The organism is Xanthomonas axonopodis (assembly GCF_001304695.1).
Lineage (GTDB): Bacteria > Pseudomonadota > Gammaproteobacteria > Xanthomonadales > Xanthomonadaceae > Xanthomonas > Xanthomonas axonopodis.
Window position 1 is genome coordinate 1 of the sequence record NZ_JFAQ01000108.1, and the last position, 15,193, is coordinate 15,193.

The following is a 15,193-nucleotide window of genomic DNA, read 5'->3' on the forward strand; positions in this document are numbered from 1 at the left end:
GCAAAGTACGCGGCGGCCTTTTTTAGAATGTCGCGCTCCTCGGTCACTCGGCGCAACTCGGCCTTCAGCCGCCGAACCTCCGCGCTCTGGTCCACCTCGGCGCGCTGCACGACGCCGGGCTTGCCGAACTTGCGCAGCCAGGCGTACAGGCTGTGCGTGGTAACACCCAGGCGCTCGGCGACTTCTGCCACTTTAAACCCGCGATCGGTCACTTGGCGGACCGCCTCGACCTTGAACTCATCTGTATACCGCTTACTGCTCATGGACACCTCCGAATTAGCCATTTTCCATGGCCTTGAGATGTCTAGGAAAGCCTGGGCGTATCACTGAGCTCGCAATGTGATCTGCATCGCCACTTGCTTCATCTTCACCAGTGCGCAACTTGCACGACCTGCTTACGGTGGCGCTTGTCACGCCGTGACGCATGCGGAGGCTGACGGCGAGTTGATGCCCTGCTGACACACCACAGCCGCGCTTGTTTGATTTTCGTCAATTCCACCGACACATGAAATTCGCAGTGGGGGTGTTTGACTGCATGGGTCAAGAATCGTTGCGGAGTTGCGCATGAGTGCAGTCACGGGTGGCAGGGGCGGTCGGTCAGCGTGCCGGCAAGCGTCAATACGGCAAGGTTCGGTACGTGCAGGCGATGGTGCGGCGTTTGGTGAGCAAGGGCTTGCAACACTGCTAAACGGCAAGCATGCGCTGACTAAACGCGTAACTGCGCCCCTGCGTGCCGTTATTCGCTGAGGGGGCACCATGCGCATCTGTGTTCTCAACGAAGCACTGAAGGACGCGACCGGGCTGGAGCAGCGCTGCGTGGCGGCGCGTGAGGCCGGCTGCGATTACGTGGTGATGGCCGCACCCTTTGAGCGCGATGCCGAAGGCCGTTTGATCGAGCCCTCGGCCGGCGACCCGACGCAGGCGCAGCGCTTGCAAGCGGCAGTGCAGGCGGCGCGGCGCGCAGGGGTGGAGTTGTTGATCGATGTGCGCCTGGACGAAGTGGGCGGTGCCAGTGCGGTGGTGCGCGATAACCCGCAGTGGTTCCGCGCGCGCAGCACCGCGGTCCCCGACCCGCGTCAGCCGCGTGCGACGCCGGAGGTGGCCGAAGCCCGCTTTGCCTATGCGCAGGAAGGTGCGGCGCTGGTGGAGTGGTGGAGTGCGCGCTTGCTGGAGTGGGTGAGCCAGGGCGTTGGCGGCTTCCGTCTGTTGCAGCCGCAGCAGGTGCCGGTACAGCGCTGGCGCGAGTTGATTGCGCGCGTGCATGCGCAGGCGCCGGAGGTGGTGTTTGCGGCGTGGACCCCGGGCTTGGGGCTGGACGCATTGCAGCAGCTGGCCGGTGCCGGGTTCGATGCGGCGTTTTCGTCGCTTGCCTGGTGGGATGGCCGTGGCAGCTGGTTCTTCGACGAAGACAGTGCACTGCGCGCCTTGGCCGACCAAGTTGTTGCGGTGCTGGATGCGCCCGACGGCAAGCGCGCCGCGGCGCCTGAGCAGCACTGGAAACTGGCGCTGGCACTGGGCGGGGCATGGTTGCTGGACGATGCACACCTGGCGGCATTGCCATCGTCGATCCGCTCCACCGATGGCCTGCCGACCAGCAATGCAGGCATGCGGTTGCGCCCGTTGCTGCGTGAGGCGACCGGACTCACCGCGGTGGCGATCGAGCCACTGGGCGGCTTGCCTTCTTTGTTACTGATCAACGGCGATACCCGGCATGTGGTGCCGGTACCGGCCTCTGACTTGTTGCGGCTGCTCGGCGATGCCGAGGCCTTGGTGGCCGAAGATGGCCGCACCTTGTCCGGGGCCACGCTGGAAGCGCTGGGGCCAGGCGAAGTGCGCGTGTATCGCAGCGTGCCGGCGCGCCATGTGCTGGCAGTGCCGCGCATGCGCCCGCGTGCGCAGACCGCCGGCACCTGGCCACGCGTGTGCATCGAGTCGGTGACGCCGTCAGTAGATAACGGCCGTTTTCCGGTCAAGCGCACAGTGGGCGACCGCATTTGCGTGGAGGCCGACGCGTTCTGCGATGGACATGACTGCATCGCGGTGGCAGTGCTGTGGCGCCCGGCCGATGCCAAGGCCTGGACCAGTGCGCCAATGCGTGCGTTGGGCAACGACCGCTGGCGCGCGGAGTTTCCGTTGGAACGCATCGGCACCTACGAATTCCGCGTGGAAGCCTGGCGCGACGTCTTCGCCACCTTGCATGCGGATCTGGAAAAGAAACGCGCTGCCAACACGGTATTGCCGGTCGATGTGCAGGAAGCGGTTGCGGCCGTGCAGGCTGCACAGGCGCGCAGCGACGGTGCGCTGGCCGAGCGTCTGCAGGCAGTGCTCACCCGCATCGGTGCGCAGAGCGAGCCCCTGCAGCAGTTGGCCATCGTGCTGGAGCCGGACACCGCGCAGGCGATGGCGCTGGCCGACGACAAGCCGTTCCGCTCGGAATATCCGGTCATCTTCCGGGTGGAATCCGAGCGCCGCGCGGCGCACTTCGCCAGTTGGTACGAACTGTTTCCGCGCTCGCAAAGTGGAGATGTCAGCCGGCATGGCACGTTCGACGACGTCATCAAGCGGCTGCCGCACATCCGCGCGATGAACTTCGACGTGTTGTACATGCCGCCGATCCATCCGATCGGCCTGAACAACCGCAAGGGCCGCAATAATTCGGTCACGGCGGTGGAAGGGGAGCCCGGCAGCCCCTACGCGATCGGCACGACCGATGGTGGGCATACCGAGGTGCATGCCGAACTCGGTGGGCTGGACGGCTTTCGCCGCCTGATCCAGGCCGCGCGCACGCACGGCCTGGAAGTGGCCCTGGATTTCGCCGTCCAGTGCGCGCCGGACCACCCCTGGTTGAAGGAGCACAAGGATTGGTTCACCTGGCGCGCCGATGGCTCGATTCCGTACGCAGAGAACCCGCCCAAGAAATACCAGGACATCGTCAACGTTGATTTCTACGCCAGCGGCGCGGTGCCGGACCTGTGGAACACGCTGCGCGACGCGGTGCTGTTCTGGGTCAATGAAGGCGTCACGCTGTTCCGCGTGGACAATCCGCACACCAAGCCGTTCCCGTTCTGGGAGTGGCTGATTGCCGATGTGCGCGGCCGGCGTCCGGATCTGGTGTTTCTCTCCGAAGCCTTCACGCGGCCGAAGATGATGTACCGCCTGGCCAAGTGCGGCTTCTCGCAGTCCTACACCTACTTCACCTGGCGCAACCACAAGCACGAGCTGCAGGCGTACGTGGAAGAGTTGAACCAGGGTGTGCCGCGCGAATGTTTCCGCCCGCACTTTTTCGTCAATACGCCGGACATCAATCCGCTGTTCCTGCAGACCAGCGGGCGCAACGGACATCTGATCCGCGCCGCGCTGGCCACCACGCTCTCAGGGTTATGGGGCATGTATCAGGGCTTCGAGCTCTGCGAAGCCACACCGCTGGCGCCGGGCAAGGAAGAGTACCTGGACTCGGAAAAATTCCAGCTGCGCGCCTGGCCGGAGCGTGCGCCCGGCGACATCGTCGATGAGATCACCCGCTTGAACCAGCTGCGCCGCATGCATCCAGAGCTGCAGTCGCACCTGGGCACACGCTTCTACCAGGCGCATAACGACCAGGTGCTGTATTACGGCAAGTTTCTGGATGCGGGCTACCTGTCGCGCAGCCGCAGCATGGTGCTGGTGGCGATCAATCTGGACCCGCATGCCGGGCAGGACGCCGATATCGAAATCCCGTTGTGGGAGCTGGGCCTGCCCGATCACGCCACCGTTGCCGTGGACGATCTGTGGGACGGGCACCGCTTTGAGTGGCACGGCAAATACCAACACATCCGTCTAGAGGCAACGCGACCGTTCGCGTTATGGCGCATCCGCGCAGGAGCGGTCGCATGAATGCAGTTCCCGCTTTACAGGCCGATGCAGAACAATCGGCCGTGGTGGCCGACCAGCTCTGGTACAAGGACGCCATCATCTACCAGGTGCACGTCAAGTCGTTCTTCGACTCCAACGACGATGGCATCGGCGATTTCCCGGGGCTGATCTCCAAGCTGGACTACATCGCCGAGCTCGGTGTGGACACCATCTGGCTGTTGCCGTTCTACCCCAGCCCGCGCCGCGACGATGGTTACGACATCGCCGAATACATGGCGGTCCATCCGGACTACGGCAGCATCGCCGACTTCGAGCAATTGGTGGCGCAGGCGCATGCGCGCGGCATCCGCATCGTCACCGAGCTGGTGATCAACCACACCTCCGATCAGCACCCCTGGTTCCAGCGCGCCCGCAACGCGCCGGCCGGCTCGCCGGAGCGCGACTTCTATGTGTGGTCGGACACCGATCAGGAATACGAAGGCACGCGGATCATTTTCTGCGATACCGAAAAGTCCAACTGGACCTGGGACCCGGTGGCCGGCCAATACTTTTGGCATCGGTTCTATTCGCATCAGCCGGACCTGAACTTCGATAACCCGGCGGTGCTGGAAGCAGTGCTGGAAGTGATGCGCTTCTGGCTGGATCGCGGCGTGGATGGCCTGCGCCTGGATGCCGTGCCGTACCTGATCGAACGCTCCGGCACCTCCAACGAAAACTTGCCGGAAACCCACGCGATCCTGCGCAAGATCCGCGCCACGCTGGATGCCGAATATCCGGACCGCATGCTGCTGGCCGAAGCCAACATGTGGCCCGAAGACACCCAGCAATACTTCGGTCAGAACGCCGACGAATGCCATATGGCATTCCACTTCCCGCTGATGCCGCGCATGTACATGGCGATCGCGCGCGAAGACCGCTTCCCCATCACCGACATCATGCGCCAGACCCCGGAGATTCCGGAAAGCTGCCAGTGGGCGATCTTCCTGCGCAACCATGACGAGTTGACGCTGGAAATGGTCACCGATTCGGAACGCGATTATCTGTGGCAGACCTACGCCTCCGATCGCCGCGCCCGCATCAATCTGGGCATTCGTCGACGCCTGGCGCCGCTGCTGGAGCGCGATCGTCGCCGCATCGAATTGATGACCTCCCTGCTGCTGACCATGCCGGGCACGCCGGTGCTGTACTACGGCGATGAGATCGGGATGGGCGACAACATCCATCTGGGTGATCGGGATGGCGTGCGCACCCCGATGCAGTGGTCGATCGACCGCAACGGCGGCTTCTCGCGTGCCGACCCCGCGCAGTTGGTGCTGCCGCCGGTGATGGACCCGCTATACGGCTTTCAGGCAGTCAATGTGGAAGCGCAGATCCGCGACCAGCATTCGCTGCTGACCTGGACTCGCCGCATCCTTAGCGTCCGCAAGCGCTACCGGGCCTTCGGCCGCGGTGTGTTGCGTTTTCTATATCCGGGCAATCGCCGCATGCTGGCGTACCTGCGCTGTTATCAGGACGAAACCGTGCTGTGCGTGGCCAACCTGTCGCATACGCTGCAGGCGGTGGAGCTGGACCTGTCCGAATTCGAAGGCCGCGTGCCGGTGGACATCATCGGTGGCGGCAGCTTCCCGCCGATCGGCCGGCTGACCTACCTGCTGACGGTGCCGCCGTTCGGTTTTTACGCATTCCAGCTGGTCAGCGAAGGCACGCTACCGGACTGGCATGTTCCCAGCCCGGTGCCGCTGCCGGACTACCGCACGCTGGTGCTGCGCAGCGATGCCGACGAAAGCGCCGCACTGCTGCCGCATCTGCCCACCCTGGAAGGGGAGATCCTGCCGGCTTGGCTATCGGCACGGCGCTGGTTCTCGGCCAAGGACCAGGCGCTGCGCAGCGTGCGCATCGCGCGCCGTACGCCGCTGCCGGGCGATGAGCCAATGACGCTGCTGGAACTGGAGGTAGAGCTGGAAGACGGCCGCCACGAGCGTTACATGCTGCCGGTGGGCATCGTGTGGGAGCGCGAGCAGCCGAGTACGCTGGCCGAGCAGCTGGCGCTGGCGCGCGTACGCCAGGGCCGCGAGGTGGGGTATCTCACCGATGCGTTTGCGCTCAAGCCCATGGTGCGCGGTGTGATCGATGCGATGCGCAGCAATGCAGCGCTGGACTTCTGCGATGGCGACGATGCCTCGCAACAGGGCCAGGTCTGCTTCGAAGCCACCCCGGCACTGGCAACCCTGGATATCCCGCAAGATCCGGAAATCCGCTGGTTGTCGGCCGAACAGAGCAACAGCTCGCTCGTGGTCGCCGACAAGGCTGTGTTCAAGCTGCTGCGGCATGTGGCCATGGGCGCCAACCCGGAGATCGAGATCGGCCGCCGCCTGACCGAGATGGGCTATGCCAATGCCGCGCCGCTGCTGGGCAGCGTCAGCCGCATCGACGGGCAGGGCACCGTCACCACCATCGCGTTGTTGCAGGGCTTCATCCGCAATCAGGGCGATGCCTGGCGCTGGACGCTGGACCATCTGGCGCGCAGCTTCGACGAATACGCCACCGCGCAGACCGAAGAAACGCGCGCCGAAGCGGTCGCCGGCTACGATGCCTTCGCCGCCGTGGTGGGCAAGCGGCTGGCCGAGTTGCACGAAGCGCTATCGCGTGCCACCGACGATGCCGACTTTGCGCCGCAACGCATCGACCTGCCCACCGCCAACGATGTGGTGGCCGGAGTGGGACGCCAGGTCGAGGAGATGTGGGACACCGTCAATACACGCCTTGCCGGCAGCGAAGACAGCGCCGAACGCGAGGCGCTGGAGGCGGTGCTGGCGCAGCGCCCGCAGCTGGACGCCCTGCTCGCCAAGGCGCCGAGCGTGCTGGCCGATTCCCAGCTCACCCGCGTGCATGGCGATTTTCACCTGGGCCAGATCCTGGTCGCGTTCGACGATGTGGTGCTGATCGACTTCGAAGGCGAGCCGGCCAAGCCGCTGGCCGAACGCCGCGCCAAGGCCAGCCCGCTGCGCGATGTGGCCGGCTTCCTTCGCTCGCTCGATTACGCAAGCGAAGTGTCGGCACGGGGCGAGGAAGGCACCGCCGCCCGCGCGGGTGTTGGGGTGGACACGCATCTGGACGAATTCCTGGTGCAATTCCGCCGCCGCTCCACACAAGCCTTCCTGGACGCTTACCATGCCGTGCTCGACGCCAGCGCCCATCCGTGGATTGCGCCGGCGGCGTTCAATGCAACCACCTTGTTGTTCCTGGTGGAGAAGGCTTGCTACGAAGTGCGTTATGAAGCCGCCAATCGCCCTGGCTGGTTAATGGTGCCGATCGAAGGCTTGCGACGCATCCTGCAACGCGCACGTGCCGGTGCAGGAGACACATGATGAGTGGAGTAATGACAGCAGTGAGCAATCGATGGGATCCCGGCGTGGTACGCGCCCTGGCAGAGGCGCGCCACGGCGACGCGTTTGCCGTCTTAGGCGCACATCCGTCCGACAACGGGCGGGTGTTGCGCACCTACCTCCCCGGCGCCGACCGCGTCAGTGCGGTGCTCGACGACGGGCAGGTGATCGCGCTGGACGCCGGCCCGGAGCCGGGCCTGTTTGCCGGTGAGTTGCCGGCGCACGGCGGGTATCGCCTGCGCATCGGCTGGCCCGGTGGCGAGCAGGAGACTGCCGACCCCTACGCGTTCGGCCCGCAGCTCAGCGATTTCGACCTGCACCTGATCAGCGAAGGCCACCATCTGCAATTGGCGGACGCATTGGGCGCCAACGTGGTCGAAGTGGACGGCGTGCGCGGCACGCGCTTTGCCGTCTGGGCGCCGAATGCCTCGCGCGTGGCGGTGGTGGGCGATTTCAATAGCTGGGACGCGCGCCGTCATCCGATGCGGCTGCGGCACCAGTCCGGCGTGTGGGAGTTGTTCGTGCCCGATGTTGGCCCCGGCGCGCATTACAAGTACCAGCTGCGCGGTCCGCACGGGCACGAATTGCCGGCCAAGGCCGACCCGGTGGCACGCCGCGCGGAGCTTGCGCCGGGCACTGCGTCCATCGTGGCCGATCCCACGCCGCATCAGTGGAGCGACGACGGCTGGATGGCCACACGTGCGCGCCGCCAGGCCCACGACGCACCGATGAGCATCTACGAGATCCACGCCGGCTCGTGGTTGCGCGAAGCAGACGTGGATCTGGATTGGGATGGCCTGGCCGACCGCCTGATTCCGTACGTGGCCGATATGGGCTTTACCCATGTCGAGTTGATGCCGGTGAGCGAGCATCCGTTCGGCGGCTCCTGGGGCTATCAGCCGTTGGGTCTGTTCGCGCCGACCGCGCGCTTCGGTACCCCCGACGGGTTTGCGCGCTTTGTCGACCGCTGCCATCGCGAAGGCATCGGCGTGATCGTCGATTGGGTGCCGGCGCACTTTCCCACCGATGCGCACGGGTTGGCGCATTTCGACGGCACCGCGCTGTACGAACACGCCGACCCGCGCGAAGGCTTCCACCGCGACTGGAATACGCTGATCTACAACCACGGCCGCCGCGAGGTGTCCGGGTTCCTGATCGCCAGTGCGATGGAATTTCTGCAGCGCTATCACGTCGATGGCCTGCGCGTGGATGCGGTGGCTTCGATGCTGTACCGCGACTACAGCCGCAACGCCGGCGAGTGGATACCCAACATCCACGGCGGGCGCGAAAACTACGAGACCATCGCGTTCCTGCGCCGGCTCAACGAGGTGGTGCGCGAGCACACGCCGGGTGCGGTGATGATTGCCGAGGAATCCACGGCGTTTCCCGGTGTCACCGCCGACGTGGCGCATGGCGGCCTGGGCTTCCACTACAAGTGGAACATGGGCTGGATGCACGACACCCTGCATTACGCCGGGCTGGATCCGATCTATCGCCGCTACCACCACGGTGAGCTGACTTTCAGCATGGTCTATGCGTATTCGGAGCGCTTTGTACTTCCGATCTCGCACGACGAAGTGGTGCACGGCAAGGGCTCGTTGCTGGGCCGCATGCCGGGCGACGATTGGCAGCGCTTTGCCAACCTGCGCGCGTACCTGGGTTTCATGTTCACCCACCCGGGGCGCAAGTTGCTGTTCATGGGTTGCGAATTCGGCCAGCCCACCGAGTGGGATCACGACGCCGGCCTGCCGTGGCACTTGCTCGACGACCCGCGCCATCGCGGCGTGCAGACGCTGGTGCGCGATTTGAACCGGCTGTATGTCCAGTACCCGGCGCTCCACGCGCACGACGACGATCCGTCCGGGTTCGCCTGGGTGGTGGGCGACGATGCCGGCAATAGCGTGGTGGCATTCCTGCGCAAGGGAAAACGCGGCGACGCACCGGTGCTGGTGGTGGTCAACTTCACCCCGGTGGTGCAGCACGGCTATCGCATCGGCGTTCCACAAGGCGGCCAGTGGCGCGAGGTGTTCAACAGCGACGCCGGCATCTACGGTGGCGCGAATCTGGGCAATGGCGGCAGCGTCAACGCCGAGCAGCAGTCCATGCATGGGCACGCGCAATCACTGCCGTTGCTGTTACCACCGCTGGGCGCCATCGTGCTGACGCCGTATGGCTAATGCCTCCTGCGCCTACCACCGGCAACTGGCCCAGTGGTAGGCGGCAGCTGCGTCATGCATTCAGCTCTCATCGACAGGGTGGGTCATGCGCTGGCATCGCTTGCATTACTGAGCGCCCACTCGATTGCGATGGCATTGATCTCGGCAGGCCGACACTCGCACAGCAAGTCATCCAGTAGCAGGTCATCTTAGATGGTCAAGCGCAAACGCGGTGACGGCGAGACGGCCACGGTCACGCGAATCGGCGTGATCTCCGATACGCACGGCCTGCTTCGGCCCCAAGCGCTTGCCGCGCTCGAGGGCTGTACGCAGATCATCCACGCCGGCGATGTGGGCAAGCCGCAGGTGCTTGAAGCGTTGCGGGCACTGGCACCGCTGCATGCCATCGCAGGCAATATCGACGACAAGCCATGGGCCGCGGGCTTACCGCAGACGCTGGATCTGCAGATCGAGGGCGTGCGCATCCACGTGTTGCACGATCTGAAGACGCTGGCGCCGCAGGTGCAGGCCGACGTCGTCATCAGCGGCCATTCGCACAAGCCGCGGGTGCACATGCACGATGGGGTGCTGTACCTCAATCCGGGCAGCGCCGGGCCGCGTCGCTTCAGTCTGCCGATCAGCGTGGCCACGCTATGGCTGGGTGATGGTGCGCCACACGCGCGCACGTGCAGCAACTCGCGGTGGGTTGAGTTCGCTGACTTGGCATGCACACCGGCGGGGCCATGCTCGTGGACCACGTTGTTGCAAGGAATGTCCATGAATACACGTCGCCAATTCCTTTCTGCTGCCGCGGCCGGTACTGCGGCATTGGCCGCTGCGCCGTTGATGGCGCAATCGTCGGCGCCCGGCAGCGTGATGCCCACGCGCGGAAACACCGAAGCGGGCGCATTGCCGACCAATCCTGCCGTCAAGGGCGGACGCTACCGACCGCGCAGTCGTCTGGGCTTCGGTGGCGTGGCGATCGGGAATGGCTTTGCGCCTGCCACCGACGCACAGAGCGAGCAGACGCTGGCAGCGGTGTGGGAATCGGGCGTGCGGTATTTCGATACCTCGCCCTGGTATGGGCTGGGCTTGTCCGAGCGACGTACCGGTCATCATCTGCACAACCATCCGGCCGACGATTACGTGTTATCGACCAAGGTCGGGCGCCTGCTCACCGCGACCGACACGCCGCCAAAGACGATGTGGCAGCAACCCTCGCCGTTCGACTATCGCTACGACTACAGCGCATCCGGTGTGCGGCGCTCGATCGAAGACAGCCTGCAGCGTCTGGGGGTGTCGCAGATCGACATCGCGTACATCCACGATCTCTCGCCAGAGAACGAGAAAGACCTGGGCATGCCGTGGGAGCAGCGCTTCGCCGAGGCGGTGAAGGGCGCGATGCCGGAGTTGACCAAGATGCGCAAGGAGGGCCTGATCAAGGCCTGGGGCTTTGGCGTCAATCGTCCGGAGCCGGCCTTGCGCGCAATCGAAGAAGCCGACCCCGACATCTTCCTGCTGGCCTGCCAGTACTCGCTGCTCGACCATGCGCAGGCCTTGCATGACACCTTCCCGAAGATCGCAAAGCACGGCGCCTCGGTGGTGGTCGGTGCGCCACTGTTGGCGGGCTATCTGGCCGGGCGCGAGCGGTATCTCTACGACGGCACCATTCCGCCATGGGCGCCCGCCAAGCGGCGGAAAGCGTTGGCCATTTGCGACAAGCACGGTGTGGATCTGCGCACCGTCGCGCTGCAATTCGCCGCGGCCCCGCAGGTGGTGTCGGCCGTAATTCCCGGTGCGCGCACGGCCGAGCAGGCGCGGGCCAATGCGACCTCGATGCGGGTGGCGATTCCGTCGGCGCTGTGGGAAGCGCTCAAGCGCGAAGGCGTGATCGAGGCAGACGCGCCGGTGCCCGCTGCGCGTTGAGGCCTGAGCGCGCGCAACGCGCGGTGTTCGAGCGCCCCAGGCAATCAAAACGTCCCGCGTTGAATGAACGGCGCTTGTTGATACAACAAGCGCTCGCCACCACGCGGATCCAGTTCCAACCGGCTTGGCGTATCGAACACCAGCGTTTCGCGCCGTTTCAAGGAAAATGGCTGCCAGTGCGGGGCACCGCGCCGATTGGGGTCGTCATGCCGCGCGAACGCAATCAGCGCCTCGCTCATTTGCTCGGCCATGCGCTGCGCATCGGCACCATCGCCGGTGCGCGAACCCGGCTGGCGCACGTTGTCGAACACCAGCGGAATATCCAGGGTGTGGAAGGCGCCGAACTTGCCGCCATCCAAGGGCGAACCCCAATCCAGTTGATAGACCCAGGTGGGCGCGCCCTGACGGGCACGCGCTTCGGCTTCTTCCACAGCGCCGCGCCACGAGCGACCGGCGGTGGTGGCTGCAAAGAACACCTGCGACGGCGTGTACTGTGGGTACAGCCGCCGATATTCGGCAATGACCCCCTGCGGCAACAGGTCAACGTATTGCTGCGCTTCCAGCCTGGCCGGCAACTCGTCCCAGCTCAGCGCGAAATTTTTCGCATGGTTACCGAGAAAGCCGCGCGTTTCATCGCGCGTATTGCCGATCACCATTGTGATGCGTGCCGACTGCACCGGCGCGGTTGGCCAGAACGGATGCACCGGCACGTTGCGCGCATCCAGCACCGGGCCGAAATACAACGCGGTGTTTTCCACCCGCGACGGATCGCGTATTTGCGCGGCGGCCAGTAGCTGGGCCACAGGCAGCGTGCGCATGCGCACGATTTCGCCTGGCGAAATCTTCAACGCGTCCAGCAGCAGCTGCGCGCGCTGGGTGGCCGCACGCGGTCCGGCCACGGTGACCTGTGTTGCCCGCTCATGGTCCAGGCGCGATGAAACAGCCCGCGCGCGGCCGGCATCGCCATCAGCGTGGCGATTTTGGCGCCACCGCCGAACTGCCAGAACACCGTGACGTTGCCGGTGTCGCCACCAAATTCGGCCGCATGCTGGCGCACCCACTGCAGTGCCTGGATCAGGTCCAGCTGCCCGGCATTGCCGGAGTCGGCAAAACTCGCATCGCCCAGCTGCGCCAACGACAGATAGCCGAACAGATTGAGCCGATGATTGACCGTGATCACCACCACGTCGCCGCGCTTGCACAGGCGCACGCCATCGTAGAGCGGGTCGCTGCCGGAGCCGGTGGTGTAGCCGCCGCCGTGAATATAGAACAACACCGGCCGCTTGCCGCCATCGCGCAGGCCGGGTGTCCACACGTTGAGGAACAGGCAGTCCTCACTGGTGGGCTCGCTGGCCTTGAGCTGTGGCGCCGCTGCACCGAAACCGCTGGCATCGCGCACGTGGTGCCACGGCCTTTCCTGCAGCGGTGCCTGGAAGCGCCGCGGGGCGGTGTCGCCGCCATACGGGATGCCCTTGAACACACAGACGCCCTGGTCGCGGTAGCCGCGCAGCGCGCCGCCACGCACGCGTGCCAGCGGCGCGCCATCGTCGCGTGGCGGTGGACGTGCGGCCGCGGCCGCGAAGCCGGGAAGCGTTGCTGCCGCAGTCGCGAGGAGGCCACCACTCAGCAGGGTGCGGCGTCGCGTGTCAGGTGGGGGCTGGCTTGTCATCGCGCCATCTCCTTCGCGAGTGCAGGTGTCGGTGCAGCGCCGGATGCAGGCGTTTGCGCCTTGCCGACATGCGCGATCCAGGCTTGCTCCAGCTGCGGCCACGCGGCCACGGTGAAGCCACTGCCGCTGGCAGTACCGAAACCGTGGCCGCCCTGCGGGAATACATGCAGCTCGCTCGGCACCCCGGCGCGCAGCAGCCGCAGCGTGCATCAGCAGGCTGTTGCGCACCGACACCACGGTGTCGTCCTGTGCATGCAGCAGGAAGCTGGGCGGCGTGCGCGCGTCCACATGCAGCTGCGGCGAATACGCCCGCACCTGCGCCTGGCTCGGGGCGCTGCCGAGCAGGCGGTCGCGCGAGCCTTTGTGCGCGTTGGCGCTGTCCATGTCGATCACCGGGTAGATCAGCAACTGGAAGTCCGGTCGTACGCTCAGCGCATCGGCCGCGTCGATGGGCCGATACACCTGTGCGGCGTAACGCGTGCCCAGGCTGGCGGCGACATGGCCGCCTGCCGAAAAGCCCATCACGCCCACGCGCTGCGCATCGATGCCATAGCGCGCCGCATTGGCGCGGATCAGCCGCAAGGCACGCTGCGCATCGGCCAGCGGCACGTCCGCGCCGTTCGGGTGGCCTTCGCCTGGCAGCCGGTAGCGCAGCACGAACAGGGTGATGCCGGCGGTGTCGACAAAGCCGGGCACCAGCGCGCCGCCCTCGTTGTCCAGCACGATGCGCTGGTAGCCGCCGCCCGGCGTGACCAGCAGGGTGGTGCCATTGGGCTGTTTTGGCCGGTAGACCACCAGATACGGCGCGCTGACCTGCTGGATGTGGCGATCCGGCTGCGCCGGGTTGCTGCTGCGCTCGACGATGCGCTGCGGTTGCGGCAACGCCGTATCCCCCGGTGCCAGCGACGTCGGCCACAGCGCGATCCGGCTGGCCTGCTCGGCGGCAGTGTCGGTGCTCGGTCGCTCGGCCGCCAGCAACGCGCCGGCCAGCAACGCGCCCAGCACAAGGGCCGCCAGCCCATATCGCGTAGCGCGCGAAAGCGCGGTTAACGCACGCGTTTGGCGTGTCTGTTCCATCCACCCCTCCCAGGGCCATTTCGTCGCCGCGACCACAATGCCGCAGTGCAGATCGCCAATGACACCGGTTTACCATATATAGCACACCGTGCCGCTGTCGATTGGCAGTGCAACAAAACACCTATCGGGGAGACACCCTTGAGCAACGACGCCGCCACTTCGCCATCGTCCACATCCACGCTGTCCGCCATCGCCCAGCGCTTTGTGGAAGCACGCCGTGCAGGGCCATCGCTTCCTGAGTTTCCGGGGCAAATCCCGGACGATCTGGTCACCGCCTACCAGGTGCAGGACATCGCCATCAGCCAGTGGCACGACCATGTCGTCGGCTGGAAGGTGGGGTATATCGACGCAGAGCGCCGCGACGCGTCCGGCGACGAGCGTCTGCTCGGCCCGATCTTCGCTCAGACGGTCTGGAATACTACCGGTGGAACAACCGAGTTCCCGATCTTTGTTGGGGGCTTCGGCGCGGTGGAAGCCGAATACGTGTTGGTGCTCGGCGCCGATGCCCCGGCCGAGCAGACCCACTTCACCCCGGAGCAGGCCGCACAGCTGCCGGCCACCTTGTTCATCGGGGTGGAAATCGCCAGCAGCCCGCTGGCAACCATCAACCAATTGGGCCCGCGCGTGGTGACTTCGGACTTTGGCAACAACAACGGCCTGATTCTGGGCCCGGAAGTGACCGATTGGCTGGCACGCGACGAGGCTGCGCTCACCGCACAAACCCTGATCGACGACCAGGTGGTCGGCACCGGCGGGGCCACCACGCTGCCGGGCGGCCTGCGCGCGGCCTACGCATTTGCGCTCAGCCGTTCGGCACAGCGCGGGCGTCCGCTCAAGCGCGGTGATCTGATTGCCACCGGCAATGCCACCGGTATCCACGACATCGAAGTCGGGCAGCGTGCCCTGATTCGCTTCGCCGCCATCGGCGATATTTCCTGTACGGCTGTGTCCGCAGTTAAGGAACCTCCGAACAACTCGTGGCGTTGCGAGCGAGCTTGAGATTTCGCTTGATCGCGACGGTCGCTCATGTTGGAAATCAATGGCTTGCGAGTTACCGAGTCTGCCCCAGGTACTAATCGGAAGCTGGCGAAAGAGTTGTTCAGGGGTTCCTTAGATGTTTGATCCCA

At 65.5% G+C, this 15,193-nt stretch carries 5 protein-coding genes and 4 pseudogenes; 6 read left to right on the forward strand and 3 right to left on the reverse strand.

Features of this window, described 5'->3' with window-relative positions:
- Positions 1-263, reverse strand: a pseudogene (locus tag XAXN_RS11000) (transposase); the annotation flags it as partial.
- A 493-nt stretch (positions 264-756) separates the two neighbouring features.
- On the opposite strand from XAXN_RS11000, the gene XAXN_RS11005 reads away from it, so the two are divergent.
- The 5 genes and pseudogenes from XAXN_RS11005 to XAXN_RS11025 all read left to right on the forward strand — a co-directional run bounded on the left by XAXN_RS11005 (position 757) and on the right by XAXN_RS11025 (position 11,320).
- Entirely contained in the window at positions 757-3,873 is a 3,117-nt protein-coding gene (locus tag XAXN_RS11005; protein WP_042820936.1) for a maltotransferase domain-containing protein, read from the forward strand.
- Positions 3,870-7,220, forward strand: coding sequence for a maltose alpha-D-glucosyltransferase (gene treS, locus XAXN_RS11010; protein WP_054319583.1), 3,351 nt, complete (start codon positions 3,870-3,872; stop codon positions 7,218-7,220). The genes XAXN_RS11005 and treS overlap by 4 nt, the downstream gene beginning before the upstream one ends.
- An 11-nt stretch (positions 7,221-7,231) precedes the next feature.
- Positions 7,232-9,415, forward strand: a complete 2,184-nt coding sequence (gene glgB, locus XAXN_RS11015; protein WP_042820938.1) for a 1,4-alpha-glucan branching protein GlgB — start codon at positions 7,232-7,234, stop codon at positions 9,413-9,415.
- A gap of 192 nt (positions 9,416-9,607) precedes the next feature.
- A pseudogene (locus XAXN_RS11020) lies at positions 9,608-10,104 on the forward strand (metallophosphoesterase family protein).
- 67 nt (positions 10,105-10,171) lie between these two features.
- On the forward strand, positions 10,172-11,320 hold the full coding sequence (locus tag XAXN_RS11025) for an aldo/keto reductase (protein WP_042824477.1): 1,149 nt from the start codon (positions 10,172-10,174) through the stop codon (positions 11,318-11,320).
- 44 nt (positions 11,321-11,364) lie between these two features.
- Here the strand turns inward: XAXN_RS11025 and XAXN_RS11030 are convergent.
- Positions 11,365-12,989: pseudogene (locus tag XAXN_RS11030) on the reverse strand (carboxylesterase/lipase family protein).
- Positions 12,986-14,066 (reverse strand): annotated as a pseudogene (locus XAXN_RS21240) (alpha/beta hydrolase). Before XAXN_RS21240 ends, XAXN_RS11030 begins: the two co-directional pseudogenes overlap by 4 nt.
- Positions 14,067-14,204: 138 nt before the next feature.
- Between XAXN_RS21240 and XAXN_RS11035 the strand changes: the two are divergent.
- Positions 14,205-15,065 (forward strand): 2-keto-4-pentenoate hydratase, encoded by an 861-nt coding sequence (locus tag XAXN_RS11035; RefSeq protein WP_054319584.1) that lies wholly within the window; start codon positions 14,205-14,207, stop codon positions 15,063-15,065.
- The last annotated feature ends 128 nt before the right edge of the window (positions 15,066-15,193 follow it).

What these genes read in the sequence shown, in the direction of transcription:
- XAXN_RS11005 (WP_042820936.1), top strand. Translation starts at nt 757, where the DNA reads ATGCGCATCTGTGTTCTCAACGAAGCACTGAAGGACGCGACCGGGCTG.
- treS (WP_054319583.1), top strand. Translation starts at nt 3,870, where the DNA reads ATGAATGCAGTTCCCGCTTTACAGGCCGATGCAGAACAATCGGCCGTG.
- glgB (WP_042820938.1), top strand. Translation starts at nt 7,232, where the DNA reads ATGACAGCAGTGAGCAATCGATGGGATCCCGGCGTGGTACGCGCCCTG.
- XAXN_RS11025 (WP_042824477.1), top strand. Translation starts at nt 10,172, where the DNA reads ATGAATACACGTCGCCAATTCCTTTCTGCTGCCGCGGCCGGTACTGCG.